Genomic DNA, 15,510 nt, shown 5'->3' on the forward strand with positions numbered 1-15,510 from the left:
TGAAGTCAGTCACACACGGTCAGGGGAAGTACACGAATTGACGATTAGCACCTCACTTCGCGGGGGACACAGTTCCCCGACGACGTGATCCGCCCCTGACCCGGCGGACCCGACTTGTGGGGGAAAGAACTGATGGTGCTGGCCGTGACCCTGCTGGGGTTCTTCCTGCTGACGGCCCTGGTGATCGCGATGGGCGCCTCGTCCACCGCCCGCTACGAGCGCGAGCGCGACGAGCGGGCGATGAGCCCGCACCACGCCGCGGCCGAGGCGGTCGGAGCGGTGACCGCTTAGTCAGAGCCAGCGCTCGGGGGTGTCGAGCACCGTCCGGTCCAGCGACTCGAGCAGGTCGAACCGCTGGTGGACGCGGGGCAGCTCCCAGCGCCAGAAGAACCGGGCGGCCTGACGCTTGCCGTCGTGGAAGTCGCTGTCCGACGTCTGCGTAGCGAGCGCCTGCTCCAGCCACAGCCACGCGACGACGAGGTGGCCGGCGGCCTCCAGGTAGACGTGCGAATTGGCGAGCGTCACCTCGGGGTCACCCGCTCCCCAGAGCGTCGCGGTCACGGCGCCGAGCCGGGAGGTGGCGGCGTCGAGGTCCGCGGCGAAGCCGGCCCACTCCGTGCCGGCGGCCCGGGCGGTGGTGGCGGCGATGGTCTCGGTGAGCAGCGCCAGTCCTGCACCGCCCTGCATGACGACCTTGCGGCCCAGCAGGTCCAGCGACTGGATGCCCTGCGTCCCCTCGTGGATCGGGTTGAGCCGGTTGTCCCGGTAGAACTGCTCGACGGGGTAGTCGCGGGTGTAGCCGTAGCCGCCGTGCACCTGGATGGCGAGGTCGTCGGCGACCGGACCCCACTGGGAGGGCCAGGCCTTCGCGATCGGGGTCAGCACGTCCAGCAGCAGGTGGGCTCGCGCGCGGTCGGCCTCGGTCTCGGCGGTCTGCTCCTCGTCGACGAGCCGCGCGCAGTACAGCCCCAGCGCGAGCCCGCCCTCGACGTAGGACTTCGCGGTCAGCAGCATCCGGCGCACGTCCGCGTGCTCGACGATCGGCACCGGGGGTGACGCGGGGTCCTTCGCGCCGGCCGGGCGGCCCTGGGTGCGGCTGCGGGCGTACTCGAGCGCGTGCAGGTAGCCGGTGTAGCCGAGCACTGTCGCGCCCATGCCGACACCGATCCGCGCCTCGTTCATCATGTGGAACATGTAGGTCAGGCCGCGGTGCTGCTCGCCGACCAGGTAGCCGACCGCTCCGGCCCGCCCGCCCGGGCGGTACGCGCCCTCGCCGAAGTTCAGCAGGGTGTTCGTCGTCCCCCGGTAGCCCATCTTGTGGTTCAGGCCGGCCAGGACGACGTCGTTGCGCTCACCCAGCGAGCCGTCCTCCTCCACCAGGAACTTGGGCACGATGAACAGCGAGATGCCCTTCACCCCGGGCGGTCCGCCGGGGATCTTGGCCAGCACCAGGTGCACGATGTTCTCGGTCAGCTCGTGGTCGCCGCCCGAGATCCACATCTTGTTGCCGGTCAGCCGGTAGGTGCCGTCGTCCTGGGGTTCGGCCTTCGTCGTGATGTCGGCCAGCGAGGAGCCGGCCTGCGGCTCGGAGAGCGCCATCGTGCCGAACCAGCGGCCCTCGAGCTCGGGCCGGACGTAGGTGTCGATCTGCTCGCGGCTGCCGTGGGCCAGCAGCAGGCGGGCGTTGCCCATGGTCAGGAACGGATAGGCCGAGGTGCCGACGTTCGCCGCCTTGAACCAGGCGAACACCGCCTGCCCGACCGTGTGCGGCAGCTGCATGCCGCCGTACTCCTCGTCGAAGGAACCGGCCATGAGCCCGGCGTCGGTGAAGACCTTCAGCGCCTTCGAGACCTCCGGGATCATCTCGACCTTGCCACCGACCATCGTCGGCTCGTTCAGGTCGGCCTTCCGGTTGTGCGGCGCGAAGTGGTCGGTCGCGATCTGCTCGGCGAGGTCGAGGACGGCGTCGAAGGTGTCGCGGGAGTGCTCGGCGAACCTCGGCCGCTTGGTCAGCGACTCGACGTCGAGCCAATCGTGGAGCAGGAAGTCGAGGTCCCGACGGGACAGGATCAGTGAGTCGCCCACGGACGTCAGAGTAGGCCGAACGCCGCGCCGGCGTGCAGCGCAAGCCCGTCGTGACATCTGTGGACAGCGGTCTGACCTGGGGATTCATGTGGTGAAGGGCCTCCTGGGGCGGTAGACTTCGAACACCTGATCGAAGGGGTTCGGAGGTCTGATGGGCGGGCTGCGGTCGGCACTCGACGCGCTCGCCGCCGACGACCTCCATGTCCTGGTGGCGCCGCAGCTGCCGGCCCGGACGGCCGAACTCGTGCGGGCCCGGAACCGGATCGACGCCGAACTCGCCCGCACCGTCCGCGTGGCAGACTGCGCGCAGGTCGCCGTCGTCACGCCGGTGGTCACCCCGGACAACCTCGCCGCCGCCGCCGAGCACGGCGTCGACCTCGCCGAGGTCGACCGGGTGCTGGCCGAGACCGCCGCCACCCAGGAACACGGGCACCTGGCCCGGGTGGTGCACCACCACCTCGCCTGCCTCGACCCCGACGGATCCGAGCCCGACCCCACCGAGGACCGGTCGCTCAGGTTGTTCATGCACGCCGACGGCAGCGTGTCCGGCCGGTTCGAACTGGACGCCGTCGGCGGCCAGAAGGTTCAGGCCGCACTGGAGTCCATCGTCCAGGCCAACCGGCCCGCCCAGGACCCCCGCAGCCGCGCCCAGCAGCTGGGCGACGCGTTCGTGCAACTCGCCGACAACGCGCTGGCCACCGGCGAACTACCGGTCCTTCGCACCGTCAAGCCGCACGTCGTCGTCACCATCCCGCTGGCCGACCCCGTCGACCCCACCACCGGTCCCGGCGCCGGGACGACGGGGTTCGGGGTGGACATCTCGGCAGCACGGGCACGCTGGCTCGCCTGCGACGGCACCATCACCCGGGTGGTCGTCGGGCCCGAAGGACAACCCCTGGAGCTGGGACGCTCGCACCGGGTCGTCCCGCCATCCCTGCGCCGGGCGGTCGAGGTCAGAGACCACACCTGCGTGTTCGCCGGCTGCGCAGCGCCGAGCCACTGGTGCGACGTCCACCACCTGATCCACTGGATCAACGGCGGCGAGACCAGCCTCGACAACTTCGCTCGTCCAAAGGTCACCCCCTCAACTAGACCCGTATGGTCTGCCGCATGACGGGCGGCGAGATCGTTCCAGTGGCGGCCCAAGCAGCGGCATCCGTAGCGAAGAAGGCCGTCGACGATAAGGACGACAAGAGCGCCCTGCAGGGTCTGGCCACAGAGTCGCCAAACATGAAAGCGGCTGCGGAGAGCTACGCCCGCCGTGTCGCCATCAAGCAGGCAGTGCTCTTGAAGGTCTACCAGCCGCTGGCGCGCTTTCTTGGGCTCTCGCGCGAATACTTTGACACCGGGTTCCACGAGGACATGGCCAAGAAGGTGACCGGCATCCCGGACGAGCATCTCGTTACGCCATCACCTTCGGTGGCTATTCCCGCGATGCAAGGCCTTGGCTATTCGTTCGAGGAGCCAGACCTTAAGGAGATGTACTTGAGTCTGCTCGCAACAGCCACGGACGACCGGGTTTCGAGTAATGCACATCCCTCCTTCGCTGAAGTGATCCGACAGCTCTCTCCTGGAGAGGCGACTCTGCTTCTTGAGACCTTGCGCGCGAAGCTCCTTCCTGCGGTACGAGTGTCGCGCAAGTCGCCGGAGGGCGAAGGCGGCGTAATCGCCTTCAACTATCTGCTCCCCTTGCATCTTTCCGAGACTAATGAACCGAAAGAGGAGTCCTCCCTTCCGGTCTGGATCGACAACTGGATTCGCCTCGGACTGATTGAGGTCGACTATATGCGCAGCTTTGTCGACGAGGGGCGTTACTCATGGGTGCACGAGCGGCCGGAATTCCTGTTGTTGATCGAGAGCGATCCGCGAGGCCGAGAGGGATTCGACATTGAGCGCGGCGTCCTGCGGACTACAGACTTTGGATCACGATTCTTGGCTGCCGTCTCATACGACGGGGTAGGGCTCGACGGCGCGCCAGGGTTGGCCGAGGTCGAGGACGGCGATTAGCCGCCGGGGTAGGCCGCACACAGCAGCGCTCGCAAGACGACACATCGCGAGTGACACCTCCGCCCCGTAGCGTGTCGCCGCATGGGTGTCGAGTCGAGCAGGTCGCCGGCGGAGGTGACGCCTGAGGAGTTCTACGACGCCACTGCTTCAGCTTTCGACCGCTTGCGCCAGGAAGGCGAATTCACTCTCAAGCACTTTCTGACGCAGCGGAAGATCAAAGTGCATTCGGTCGTATCCAGACTGAAGACTCGCGAAAGCTACCTCGGAAAAGTCAAGCGCCAAGAAACCATGCAAGGCGAAGAGCCAAAGGAGTCGTTCGATCTCGCAGGGGTACGCGTTGTGTGCCTCTTTCTGTCTGACCTTGAGCGGGTCGGGCAACTACTGCGCGATGAATTCGATGTCATCAGCGAGGACAATAAGATCCTTGGGGCAGCCGAGGACGTCTTCGGCTACATGTCCGTCCACTACGTCATTCGATTCAGCAAGTCCATGTCCGGGCCCCGGTACGATGGGCTTCATGACCTGGACTTTGAGGTGCAAGTGCGCACCATCCTCATGGACGCTTGGGCGAACGTTTCGCACTACTTGGACTACAAGGGTGAAGCTTCTATTCCTAGCGAGTTGCGCCGCGACTTCTACGCCCTAAGCGGATTGTTCTATGTAGCGGATCGGCAATTCGAGACGTTCTCGCGAGAGTCGGGCCGATCCGCTAAGCGAGCCAGTTCTGCGATTGCCGAAGGTGGGCGTGACCTTGAGGTCAACCTGAACACTGTCGAAGCACTCGTCCGACTACTTTTCTCGGACCGACGTCGTGCTCCCCGCAACACCTTCGGAGTTCTTGCAGAGGAGCTTGCGGACGCCGGGTATCGCTCGATGGCCGCTGTGGAACGCGACATCAAGAAGGGCACGCCGTCCGCTCTGGACATCGATGAGGCAAACAGGGATAGCTCGGGGAGGCCCTATCTCACGGATCTGGGCATGGCACGGGTCGCCCTCCGGCACGCGTCAGCGGACTATGCGAACGCGATGACCGAGCGGAGTGAACGGCGTGCCAAGAGGGAGGGGCGGACCTCAAAGGCTCGTGCACCACGAGCGATGAAGGCAGACGCACCTAAGCGTGCCCGGACGACCAAGGCCGCTTCAGGCGAGGAGGACGCTTCGCGGCCTAAGTCGGAAGGCTCCGACAAAGCGGACTGACGGCGACCCTTCGCCCCGACCGCTTGGCGGGTGGGGGTCGGGGGCGTTCTTTCCCCCGGACCCGCAACTGCCCGTTGCGGTCGCGCCACTTCGCGAACCGCCGCCCGACGGCGGCGGTCAAGGGTGCCGGAGGCACCGCGTAGCGGCGCGGAGCGCCCTTGACGGCCGCCTGCCCCGTGTCGGGGACGGCACAGGCGCCGGAGGCGCCCTTGGTAACCCCGCGAATAACTCCCCCGCCTTGGTAACTGTGGTTGCGCTATCCTCGCGTATGCCCCAGTCAGCGCGGCGAAAGCCGAGGCAACCGCAGAGGCGCCCGACGCCACCGGCGGCGCGCGAAGCGCGCCCGTCGTTTCCCGCCCAGCTTCCCCCTGCTGAAGAGGCTTCCGACGCAGACGCCTCAGACGAGAATGCGCTGGTAGAAGCCCAGGACGACGACGCGGACGACGCCCCGGCATCGACTCGGCGCGGCTCCGTCCGGACCGCTACCTGGCGGCGCGGTCGGGTGCCCTACCTGTTGCAGGACGTGGTCGCGGCCCGCGTCGTCGTCATGCGCGCAGAGCGCGAGTTGACGAAGAGCGTCGGGCGGGCGAGAGCCCACGGAGCCACCTGGGAAGAGGTCGGCCTGGCCCTTGGCATGACTCGGCAGGGTGCGGCGAAGCGCTTCGCCTAGTCGCGCTAGCCTGCGGAGGACGCGGAAGAGCTGCCGGGCCACCCACTCGGGCCCGCTGGCGGACTGGACCCCAATCCCCGTGTCCATCGACAAAGTCAGTCGAGTGGGCGGCACCCTGCTGATGCCGGAGCAGGAAACGAGCCGAGGGCGTAGGCGCCGGGGTCGATCCCTTACTGGATCGATGCCCCGGAGCGCGTCGTGCACCGCAACTGTTCCTCCACGTCCCCGAACGGGCCGACGTGGCCAAGCTGACCCCGGCCCAGGTGGCCGAGTGGCTGGCCGAGTCCTGCGCCGCGCAGGGTGTGCCGGTCCGCGTGACCGATCCGCAGGTGCTCGGGCAGGTGGCGGCGCTGTTGCCGCCGCCGGTGGGCAGACCCCGAACCGCGCGAAGCGCGGGAAGGGGCGGCCCCGGTCGGCGTCACAGCCGCCAGACCGCCCGCACTCGGGACGGGTCCAGCGATCGCGCTCCTAGCTGACCGGCCTCTATCACCGCGTGGTCGAGCACCGCTCCGACGATCGCTGCCTGCCGGGACAGGCTCAGGGACTCCCACTGGTCGCGGAGCTGCCCGCCGTTGCCCGGCAGGCCGGTCAGGGCGTCGGTCTGCGTCAGGGCCGATAGACGACGCTGCCGGTCATGAATGCGCCGCTCGATCGGCTCGCGGGCCGCGCGCCACTCGCGCGCGCTGATCTCCTGCTTGCCGAACATCACCGCCAGCTCGTCGAGCTGCTCCTGGTCGCCGGCCAGGCCGTCGCTGAGCTCGGCGGCGGCGGAGTCGCTGCGCCGGCCGGCCAGCGTGTCGGCCAGCTCCGGGCCGTCCAAGCGTTGCATGACGGCCTCCACCAGCATGGCCTCGAGGGGCTCAGCGACGACGGTGAGGCGCCCGCAGCCGCCGTGGTCGGGTCCGGGGAGGCACACGTAGCGGCGGGACGTCTCGCGCCGGGAGGCGTAGAGCTTGCCGCCGCACTTTCCGCACCGCAGCAGCCCCGACAGGACATAGCGGCGAGGGGTCCGCCGTCCGCTGGCCACCCGCTCGGCCATGCGGGCCAGCACTCGGTCCCGATCGGCCGGATCGATGATCGGCGCCCACTGCGCCGGGCCGACGACCTCGCCGCGGTACTCGCGCAGCCCGGCGATCCGGCCAGAGCGCAGCAGCCCGCGCAGCGTGGGTGACCGCCACTCGCCGCCGGTCACCGTGGACACACTCTGATCTGTCAGCCAGGTGCACAGCGACCGCAGGCTCTCCCCGGCCAGATAGCGGGCGACCAGCTGTCGGATGACCTCGGCTTCCTCCGGGCGGACGGTGATCCGGTCGGCCTCGTATCCGAACGGCCGGACGCTGCCGCCATGCGGCACCCCTTGGGCGGCGGTCTGCTCCCACTTGCGCCGCATGCGGCGGCTCTTGGCCGCTGACTCATTCGCTGCCACTGCCGCCATGATCCTTCCGATCAGCAGCCCGTCCCCGGTGCCGAGGTCCATGTCCCCGGACACGAACCGGACCTGCCGCACTCCGGCGGCGTCCACGGTGGTGACGAACTGCTCCAACTCCACCGGTCGGCGGGTCAGCCGGTCAACGTGGTAGCAGATCACCGCGTCCCGCAGGCCGTCCGCTACGTCCGTCAGCAGCTGCTGGTAGGCCGGGCGGCGCTTGCCGGAGTAGGCCGACAGGTCGTTGTCCACGTACTCCTGGGCGATGGTCCAGCCCAGCTGTGCGGCCAGGCGGCGGCAGTCCTCCAGCTGGCGCGTAACGCCCAGGGCCTTGCCCTCTGTGTCGCTACTGATCCGCGCGTAGACCGCCGCTGCTCTGACCCCTGACATGGGGGCAGATTAGCGAAGCGTCGCAAACTCCGCGCTGCTCTGCGAACGCCATCACACCAAGGTCCACCACGGATTCCGGGTCGAACGACCACCCGACGGCCGATGGCGCACCTACCGCCCCGACGACACCGAGATCCTTCTTCCTTCACCGGTGCTCGTGTAGCCCCCGCCCGTCATGGGAACGCGCTGAGGGCTGCCTCTCCGACGTGAGAGGCAGCCCTCAGGGAGCGGTGGTGCTCAGCGGCGCGGGTCCTCCGCCGTCCCCGCGGGTGGCGCGGTCGACGTCGGCGCCGAGGCTCCCACCGACTGCGTCGGCTGGTCGGCCGGGACGTCCGGGGTCACCGCGGTGCCGGGCTGCGCCCCGTCCTCCTGAAGTGCCTGGATGCCCGACTTGTCGCTGAGCGGGAGCTGCGGCAGGAAGATCAGCACGAAGAAGCCGATCGCCACCACGGCCGCCGCGACGAGGAACACCAGGTCGATCGATGCGGTGAAGCCCTCGCGGAACGGCTCGACGAGCAGCGGGAAGTTCGCGATGCCCGTCGTGTCCGCGAGGACCTCGTCCACCCCCTGCGCCTGCAGCTGTGCGGCCTGAGCGGCGGCCTCCGGGTCGGCCGCGGCCGTCTCGGCGATGCGGCTGCCGATGTCGGTGGGCAGCCGGGTGAACAGGATCGACAGGAACGCCGCGACGCCGATCGTGCCGCCCATCTGGCGGAAGAACGTGACCGACGACGTGGCGACCCCCATCTCCCGGGGGGAGACGGCGTTCTGGACGGCGAGGATCACCGGCTGGAAGTTGAAGCCGAGGCCCACGCCCATGAGGACCATGAACGGCACGAGGGTCCACACCGACGTGTCGGCCTCGAGGACCAGTGACATCGAGACCAGCGCGACGACGATGAACACGATCCCGACCAGCGGGAACACCTTGTACTTGCCCGTCCTGCTGATCGCGATGCCCGAGCTCATCGCGCCGGTCATGATGCCGGCGACCAGCGGGATCATCTGCAGCCCGGCGACCGTCGGGCTCGAGCCGTGCACGATCTGCAGGTACTGCGGGAGCAGCAGGATGCCGCCGAACATGCCGGCACCGAGCACGATGCTGCCGACACTGCCCACGGCGAAGCTGCGGTTCGTGAACAGCCGCAGCGGGAGCAGGGCGTCGTCCTGGTAGGCCCGCTCGGCGAGCACGAACAGAAGGAAGCCGACGGCGCCGATGGCGTAGCAGAGCAGTGCCCGGCCGGAGTCCCAGCCCCACGTGCGTCCCTGCTCGGCGATGATCAGCAGCGGCACCAGGCAGGTGACCAGCGCGAGCGCGCCGGGCCAGTCGATGCGGTGGTCGCGGCGCTGGTGTGGCAGGTGCAGGACCCGCCACACCACGGCGAACGCGAGCAGGCCCAGAGGCACGTTGACGTAGAAGATCCAGCGCCAGCCGGTGATGCCCAGCAGCGAGTCCTGGCCGGCCAGGAAGCCGCCGATGACCGGTCCCAGCACGCTCGAGGTGCCGAACACCGCCATGAAGAAGCCCTGGTACCGGGAGCGCTCCCGCGGCGGCACGATGTCGCCGATGATCGCCAGGGCCAGCGACATCAGGCCACCGGCGCCGATGCCCTGGACGGCCCGGTAGACGGCCAGCTGGTACATCGAGTCGGCCAGCCCGCAGAGCATCGAGCCGACGACGAAGACCCCGATGGCGAAGAGGTAGAACGGCCGCCGTCCGTAGAGGTCCGACAGCTTGCCGTAGAGCGGCGTGGCGATCGTCGAGGTGATCAGGAAGGACGTCGTCGCCCAGGCCTGGAGGTCGTAACCGTTCAGGTCGTCGGCGATCGTCCGGATGGCCGTCGAGACGACGGTCTGGTCCAGCGCGGCGAGGAACATGCCGAGCAGCAGGCCGCCCAGGATGGTGAGGATCTGCCGGTGGGTGAACGCACCGGTGGCGTCCGGGGCGGCGGCCGCCGCGCGGGCGTCCCGGCGGTCGGCCGCGTTGGTGCGGGTGGACTGGCTCATCGGATCTCTCTCGGGTCGAGGGAAGAGGTGCCGCCGGCCTCGGGGTTCCCGGGCAGGCTGGCGGTCAGGTCGTCGAGGAGGCGGCCGAACAGGCCGGTGAACGCGGCGAGGTCGCCGTCGTCCCATGCGGACAGCACGTGCTCGAGGTGGTTCTCCCGCTCGCGGCGGAGCGCGTCGAGCGCGGCGTGACCCGCGTCGGTGACCACCAGGCGGCTGGCCCGGCCGTCGGATTCGTCGGCGACCCGCCGGACCAGGCCCTGCTCGACCAGTGCCGCGACGTGCCGGCTCACGGTGGAGGGGTCGGCGTGCACGAGCTCGGCGAGCGCTCCCTGACGCAGCGGACCCAGCCGGACGAGCGGGAAGAGCAGCACGTGGGCGGCCCGGTCGCGGTTGTCGGTCCGCGCCAGCTGGCTCTTGAGCGCGTGGATCAGTCGCATGAAGCGGGGCAGCTGCTCGCCCAGGGTGCGCACCAGGGCGACCCGGTCGACGGGGTCCGCGGCGGCTCGCGGTGCATCGGCGACGGACATGCGGCTCCGGAGGACGAAGGAAGAATTGCACCGTACAACCGGTTGTAGGACGCACGCAATCAGTTGCGCGGCGCAATCAATGTGATCCGCCCGACCGACGCGACCGGCGCCGGATGGGATCCTGGAGCCGCCCGCCAGCTACCCGCCCCGCCCGGAGAGGAACCCGAGACCGCCCGTGAGCGCTTCGCACAGCGACCCCGTCGGGGATCTCCGGGCGCGGCTGCCGGAGCTGACCCTCGCGGACGAGCACCGGCTGCGCCGGCGCCTGGACGGCCTGCGGACGACGCGCGACCCGCACGCCCGCGAGCGGCAGCGCGAGCGGATCGCGGCCGACGTCGCCACCGCCGAGGCCCGCATCGCGCGCCGGCGGGCTGCCGTCCCGGTGATCAGCTATCCCGACGAGCTGCCGGTGAGCCGGCGCAGGGAGGACATCGCCGCGGCTCTGCGCGACGCCCAGGTGGTCGTCGTCGCCGGGGAGACCGGCTCGGGCAAGACGACCCAGCTGCCGAAGATCGCGCTGGAGCTGGGCCGCGGGGTGCGTGGCCGCATCGGGCACACCCAGCCGCGCCGCATCGCCGCTCGCAGCGTCGCGGAGCGGATCGCCGAGGAGCTGGACACCCCGCTCGGCGACGTCGTGGGCTTCAAGATGCGGTTCAGCGACAACGTCTCCGACGGCACGCTGGTGAAACTGATGACCGACGGCGTCCTGCTCGCCGAGATCGCCCACGACCGGCTGCTGCGCCAGTACGACACGATCATCCTCGACGAGGCGCACGAGCGGAGCCTCAACATCGACTTCCTGCTGGGCTACCTCGCCCAGCTGCTGCCCCGCCGTCCCGACCTGAAGCTCGTCATCACCTCGGCCACGATCGACGTGGAGCGGGTGGCGGCCCACTTCGCGGGGGCGCCGGTCGTCGAGGTCAGCGGGCGGACCTATCCCGTCGAGGTGCGGTACCGGCCGGTGGTCGACCCGGACGACGAGGACGCCGATCCCGACCGCGACCAGGTCAGCGCGATCGTCGACGCCGTCGACGAGCTGGTCGCCGAGGGGCCGGGGGACATCCTCGTGTTCCTGGCCGGCGAGCGGGAGATCCGCGACACCCAGGACGCACTCGGCGAACGCGCCCTGCCGTTCACCGAGATCGTCCCCCTGTACTCGCGACTGTCCGCCGCCAACCAGCACAAGGTCTTCGCCCCCCATTCCGGACGGCGGGTCGTGCTGGCCACCAACGTCGCCGAGACCTCGCTGACCGTGCCGGGCATCCGCTACGTGATCGACCCGGGGACGGCGCGCATCTCCCGGTACAGCCACCGGACGAAGGTGCAGCGGCTGCCCATCGAGGCGGTCAGCCAGGCGTCGGCCCGGCAGCGCTCCGGCCGGTGCGGGCGGCTGGGCCCCGGCATCGCCATCCGGCTCTACACCGAGGCCGACTTCGAGGCGCGGCCGGAGTTCACCGACCCGGAGATCCTGCGCACCAACCTGGCCTCGGTCCTGCTGCAGATGGCGGCCCTCGACCTCGGGGACGTCGAGGACTTCCCGTTCGTCGACCCGCCGGACCGCCGGGCCGTCGCCGACGGACTCGCCCTGCTCGAGGAGCTGCACGCCCTCGACGAGCACGGGAAGCTCACCGCGACCGGCCGGGCACTCGCCGCCCTCCCGCTGGACCCGCGCATGGCCCGCATGGTGGTCGAGGCGAACGAGCGTGGCGTTCTCGAGGAGGTCCTGGTCATCGCCGCGGGGCTGACCATCCAGGACCCGCGCGAACGGCCGAGCGAGCACCAGCAGGCAGCCGACCAGCTGCACGCGCGCTTCGCCGACGAGACCTCCGACTTCCTGGCGCTGCTGAACCTCTGGCGCTACCTCGGCGAGCAGCAGGACGCCCTGAGCGGCAACCAGTTCCGCCGCACGGTCAAGCGCGAGTTCCTGCACTACCTCCGGATCCGTGAGTGGCAGGACCTGCACGGCCAGCTGAGGGGCACCGCCCGGCGCCTCGGGATGACCCTCGGCGAACCGGCCGCCGAGCCGGACGAGAAGGGCATCCACGCGGCGTTGCTCGCCGGCCTTCTGTCGCACGTGGGGATGCAGGCGGAACCGGCCAAGGGCGACAAGAAGCCGAGCCGCGAGTACCTCGGGACGCGCAACACCCGGTTCGTCATCGCGCCCGGCACGCCGTTGGCCAAGAAGCCCCCCCGATGGGTGGTGGCCGCCGAGCTCGTCGAGACCAGCCGGCTGTTCGCCCGCACCGTGGCCCGCATCGATCCCGAGACGGTCGAGCGGCTCGCCGGGCACCTGGTCAAGCGGCAGTACTCCGAGCCCCGCTGGGACGCCAAACGGGGATCGGTCGTCGCGACCGAGCGGGTCACCCTCTACGGACTGCCGCTCGTGGTGGGCCGCCGCGTGCAGTACGGGTCCATCGACCCCGTCATATCCCGGGAGCTGTTCATCCGGCACGCCCTCGTCGAGGGGGAGTGGACGACGCACCACCGCTTCTGGGCCGACAACCAGCGCGCGATCGAGCAGGTGGCGGCGCTGGAGGAGCGGGCCCGCCGGCGGGACATCCGGGTCGACGAGGAGACGTTGTTCGAGCTCTACGACGCGCGGCTCCCCGCCGACGTCGTGTCGACCCGGCACTTCGACCGCTGGTGGAAGACCGCGCGGCGCGACCGGCCCGACCTGCTCAGCTTCACCCCCGAGATGCTCACCAACGCGGCCGCGGCCGGTCAGGTGCGGGTCGAGGACTACCCCGACGAGGTGGAGCTCTCGCAGGGGCTGACGCTGCCGCTCTCCTACGCGTTCGCCCCCGGGGCGGCCGAGGACGGCGTCACGGTCGACGTGCCGCTGGCCGTCCTCGACGGGGTCGCTCAGCGGACCTCGGGGGAGTCGCTGGCCTTCACCGTGCCGGGGCTGCGCGAGGAACTCGTGACCGCCCTGCTGCGCACCCTGCCCAAGCAGGTGCGCCGCGGGCTGGTCCCGATCCCCGACCGGGTGCGCGAGGTCCTCCCGCACGTCGACCCCGGCGAGCCGCTGCTGCCGGCGCTCGAGCGCGAGCTGCGCCGCGCCACGGCGGTGACGATCCCGCCGGACGCGTGGGCGCCGGACCAGGTGCCCGACTACCTGCGCGCGACGTTCCGGGTGCTCGACGACCAGCAGCGACCGCTGGCCGTGGGGAAGGACCTCGCCGCGCTCAAGGCGCAGGTCGCACCGACGGCGCGGGCGAGCCTGGCCCGCGCGGCCTCGGACCTCGAGCGGAGCCGCCTCACCGACTGGACGATCGGCGACCTGCCCCGCACGGTCGAGGTCCAGCGCGGCGGCCACCTCGTGACCGCGTACCCGGCGCTCGTCGACGAGGGGGAGACCGTCGGCATCCGCGTGGTCGCCACCGAAGCGGAGGCCACCCGGCTCACCTGGCGCGGTGCGCGACGGCTGCTGGTGCTCGTCGCGGGGTCACCGGTCAAGCAGGTGGTCAGGACGCTGTCCCCCCGCACCAGGCTCGCGCTCCAGTTCAACCCGGACGGTGAGATCCCCGACCTCGTCGCCGACTGCGTGGACGCGGCCGCCGACGAACTGATCGCCGCCGCCGGCGGTCCGCCGCGCGACGCGGCCGCCTTCGCGGCCCTGGTGGCCGCCGCGAAGACCGACCTGCACCGGCTGACGGTCGACGCCGTGCAGAAGGTCGAGGCCGTGCTCACCGAGGCCCGCGAGGTGGCGGTCGCCATCGGTGCGGCGCCGGGACGACGGGTGCCCGAGGCGGCGATCGCCGATCTCCGCCGCCAGATGGGCGGGCTGCTGCACCGCGGGTTCGTCGCCGCGACCGGGCGGCGCCGGCTGCCCGACGTCGTCCGCTACCTGAAGGCCATGCGGTACCGGCTGGACAAGCTGCCGGCCAACGCCGCCCGCGACGAGCTCTGGATGCGGCAGGTCACCGCCGTGACGGCCGAGTACGACCAGCTGCGGGCGCAGGTGCCCTCCACCGGTGGGCCCGACGACCCCGTGGCCCGCATCCGCTGGATGATCGAGGAGCTGCGCGTCGGACTCTTCGCCCAGGGCATCGGCACTCCGCGGCCGATCTCCGAGCAGCGGGTCTACAAGGCGATCGACCAGCTCATCGCCTGAGGGCTGTCCCAGCGCGGGACGGAGCGCGACCATGGACCTCCCCACCGAGGGGAGGAGTCGTGGACACCGTCGCCCGCTGGGCCGGCGCATGCTGGATCGCCGCCGGGGTGCTCTTCCTGTCCGAGCTGGTGCATCCGAACGCCCTCGACATCGGCTTCGCGGAGGCCTCCCGCCAGTGGGTGTGGCCGGCGCTGCACGTCGCGCTGGTCCTCGCCGGGATCCTGACCGTCCTCGGCCTGGCCGGACTGATCGCCACGTACGGATCGAGGCTCGGGAACCTCGGGCTGTGCGGAGCCGTGCTGGCGGTGCCGGGCGTCGTGGTCGCCGCGGGGCTCTTCCTCGCCGAGGCGTTCCTCTTCCCGGGTATCGCGCGAGAGCACCCCGAGCTGCTGGACCTGGGGGGACCGCTGCTCGGATCCGTGGGTCTGCGCTCCACGGGGGCGCTCGCGGGGCTGTGGTTCCTCGGCCTGGTCCTCATGGGGCTCGCGGTCGAACGGGCCCGCGTCCTGCCACGCGGCGCCGGCATCCTGCTCGCCGTCGGCACGGTGCTGTTCGCCGCCCTGGAGGGGCCGTTCCTGCCGGTCGCCGGGAAGGTGGCCGTCGTCATCTTCGCCGCCGCCCACATCCGCCTCGGGCTGGCGCTCGCCTCCCGGCGCTCCTCCGCCGCGGCGGAGACCCGGCTCGCCGCGTGACGGGACCTTCAGTCGCCGGTCGGCGCGGACGCGGCGTCCTGCTCCTTCAGCAGGGCCGAGATGCGCTGCCGGGTCACGCCGAACAGCGCAGCGATCCGGTTGATGCTGATCTGCTCGGCCTGCAGGGCAGCCGCCTGCTCGCGGCGCCAGGAGTGACCGGCGGTGGCGAGCGAGGACAGGACCGTCGAGATCCGTTCCACGATGAGCGGGCGCGACTCCGTGGTCACGATCTCCAGCCAGGGCCCGCCGGACCGTCGGTGCTCGAGGAGCTTCTCGGCGCGCGTCCGTGCCTGCTCGAGCTCGCCGACGCACCGGTCGAGCTCCCGCACGAGGTCGGCGAGGGCGCGCTCAGCGGCGTCCCCGGAGGGACCATTCTGCGGCTCCGCGCTCACGACGGT

General features: G+C 70.5%; 11 protein-coding genes and 1 pseudogene. 7 read left to right on the forward strand and 5 right to left on the reverse strand.

All coding sequences use genetic code 11. The features are described 5' to 3' along the window. Positions 1–132: 132 nt before the first annotated feature. The gene (locus E4P40_RS27905) at positions 133–291 is read left to right on the forward strand and encodes a hypothetical protein (RefSeq protein WP_167762100.1); all 159 of its coding nucleotides are present in this window, start codon (positions 133–135) and stop codon (positions 289–291) included. Here the strand turns inward: E4P40_RS27905 and E4P40_RS04105 are convergent, their stop codons facing one another. After that, positions 292–2,085, reverse strand: a complete 1,794-nt coding sequence (locus E4P40_RS04105; protein WP_245160131.1) for an acyl-CoA dehydrogenase — start codon at positions 2,083–2,085, stop codon at positions 292–294. Positions 2,086–2,236: 151 nt separating this feature from the next. Here E4P40_RS04105 and E4P40_RS04110 point away from each other — a divergent pair, with 151 nt between their 5' ends. The 3 genes from E4P40_RS04110 (at position 2,237) to E4P40_RS04120 (ending at position 5,289) form a co-directional block, all read left to right on the forward strand. Further along, positions 2,237–3,199 (forward strand): HNH endonuclease signature motif containing protein, encoded by a 963-nt coding sequence (locus E4P40_RS04110; protein WP_135157582.1) that lies wholly within the window; start codon positions 2,237–2,239, stop codon positions 3,197–3,199. Further along, complete coding sequence (locus E4P40_RS04115) at positions 3,196–4,092, forward strand: DUF4393 domain-containing protein (protein ID WP_167762101.1); 897 nt, start codon at positions 3,196–3,198, stop codon at positions 4,090–4,092. The genes E4P40_RS04110 and E4P40_RS04115 overlap by 4 nt, the downstream gene beginning before the upstream one ends. A gap of 81 nt (positions 4,093–4,173) precedes the next feature. Continuing rightward, complete coding sequence (locus E4P40_RS04120; protein ID WP_135157586.1) at positions 4,174–5,289, forward strand: hypothetical protein; 1,116 nt, start codon at positions 4,174–4,176, stop codon at positions 5,287–5,289. 1,088 nt (positions 5,290–6,377) lie between these two features. Here the strand turns inward: E4P40_RS04120 and E4P40_RS04130 are convergent. Beyond that, positions 6,378–7,775 carry a recombinase family protein gene (locus E4P40_RS04130; protein ID WP_135157590.1) on the reverse strand — a complete coding sequence of 466 codons (1,398 nt, stop codon included), beginning with the start codon at positions 7,773–7,775 and terminating at the stop codon, positions 6,378–6,380. Between the two features lie 16 nt (positions 7,776–7,791). On the opposite strand from E4P40_RS04130, the pseudogene E4P40_RS28785 reads away from it, so the two are divergent. Continuing rightward, positions 7,792–7,938 (forward strand): annotated as a pseudogene (locus E4P40_RS28785) (endonuclease); the annotation flags it as partial. Between the two features lie 74 nt (positions 7,939–8,012). On the opposite strand, the gene E4P40_RS04140 reads toward E4P40_RS28785, so the two are convergent. Together E4P40_RS04140 and E4P40_RS04145 are read right to left on the reverse strand one after the other, a co-directional pair. Further along, positions 8,013–9,779 (reverse strand): MDR family MFS transporter, encoded by a 1,767-nt coding sequence (locus tag E4P40_RS04140; protein ID WP_135157592.1) that lies wholly within the window; start codon positions 9,777–9,779, stop codon positions 8,013–8,015. Next, positions 9,776–10,306, reverse strand: a complete 531-nt coding sequence (locus E4P40_RS04145; RefSeq protein WP_135157594.1) for a MarR family transcriptional regulator — start codon at positions 10,304–10,306, stop codon at positions 9,776–9,778. The genes E4P40_RS04140 and E4P40_RS04145 overlap by 4 nt, the downstream gene beginning before the upstream one ends. A 175-nt stretch (positions 10,307–10,481) precedes the next feature. Here E4P40_RS04145 and hrpA point away from each other — a divergent pair, with 175 nt between their 5' ends. After that, the gene (hrpA, locus tag E4P40_RS04150; protein WP_135157596.1) at positions 10,482–14,420 is read left to right on the forward strand and encodes an ATP-dependent RNA helicase HrpA; all 3,939 of its coding nucleotides are present in this window, start codon (positions 10,482–10,484) and stop codon (positions 14,418–14,420) included. Between the two features lie 59 nt (positions 14,421–14,479). Then, a complete protein-coding gene (locus tag E4P40_RS04155) occupies positions 14,480–15,112 on the forward strand; it encodes a hypothetical protein (protein ID WP_135157598.1) in 633 nt (210 codons plus the stop codon). Positions 15,113–15,120: 8 nt separating this feature from the next. Here the strand turns inward: E4P40_RS04155 and E4P40_RS04160 are convergent, their stop codons facing one another. Continuing rightward, complete coding sequence (locus tag E4P40_RS04160; RefSeq protein WP_135157600.1) at positions 15,121–15,504, reverse strand: hypothetical protein; 384 nt, start codon at positions 15,502–15,504, stop codon at positions 15,121–15,123. Positions 15,505–15,510: the final 6 nt, after the last annotated feature.

It is taken from the genome of Blastococcus sp. CT_GayMR20, from assembly GCF_004570345.1.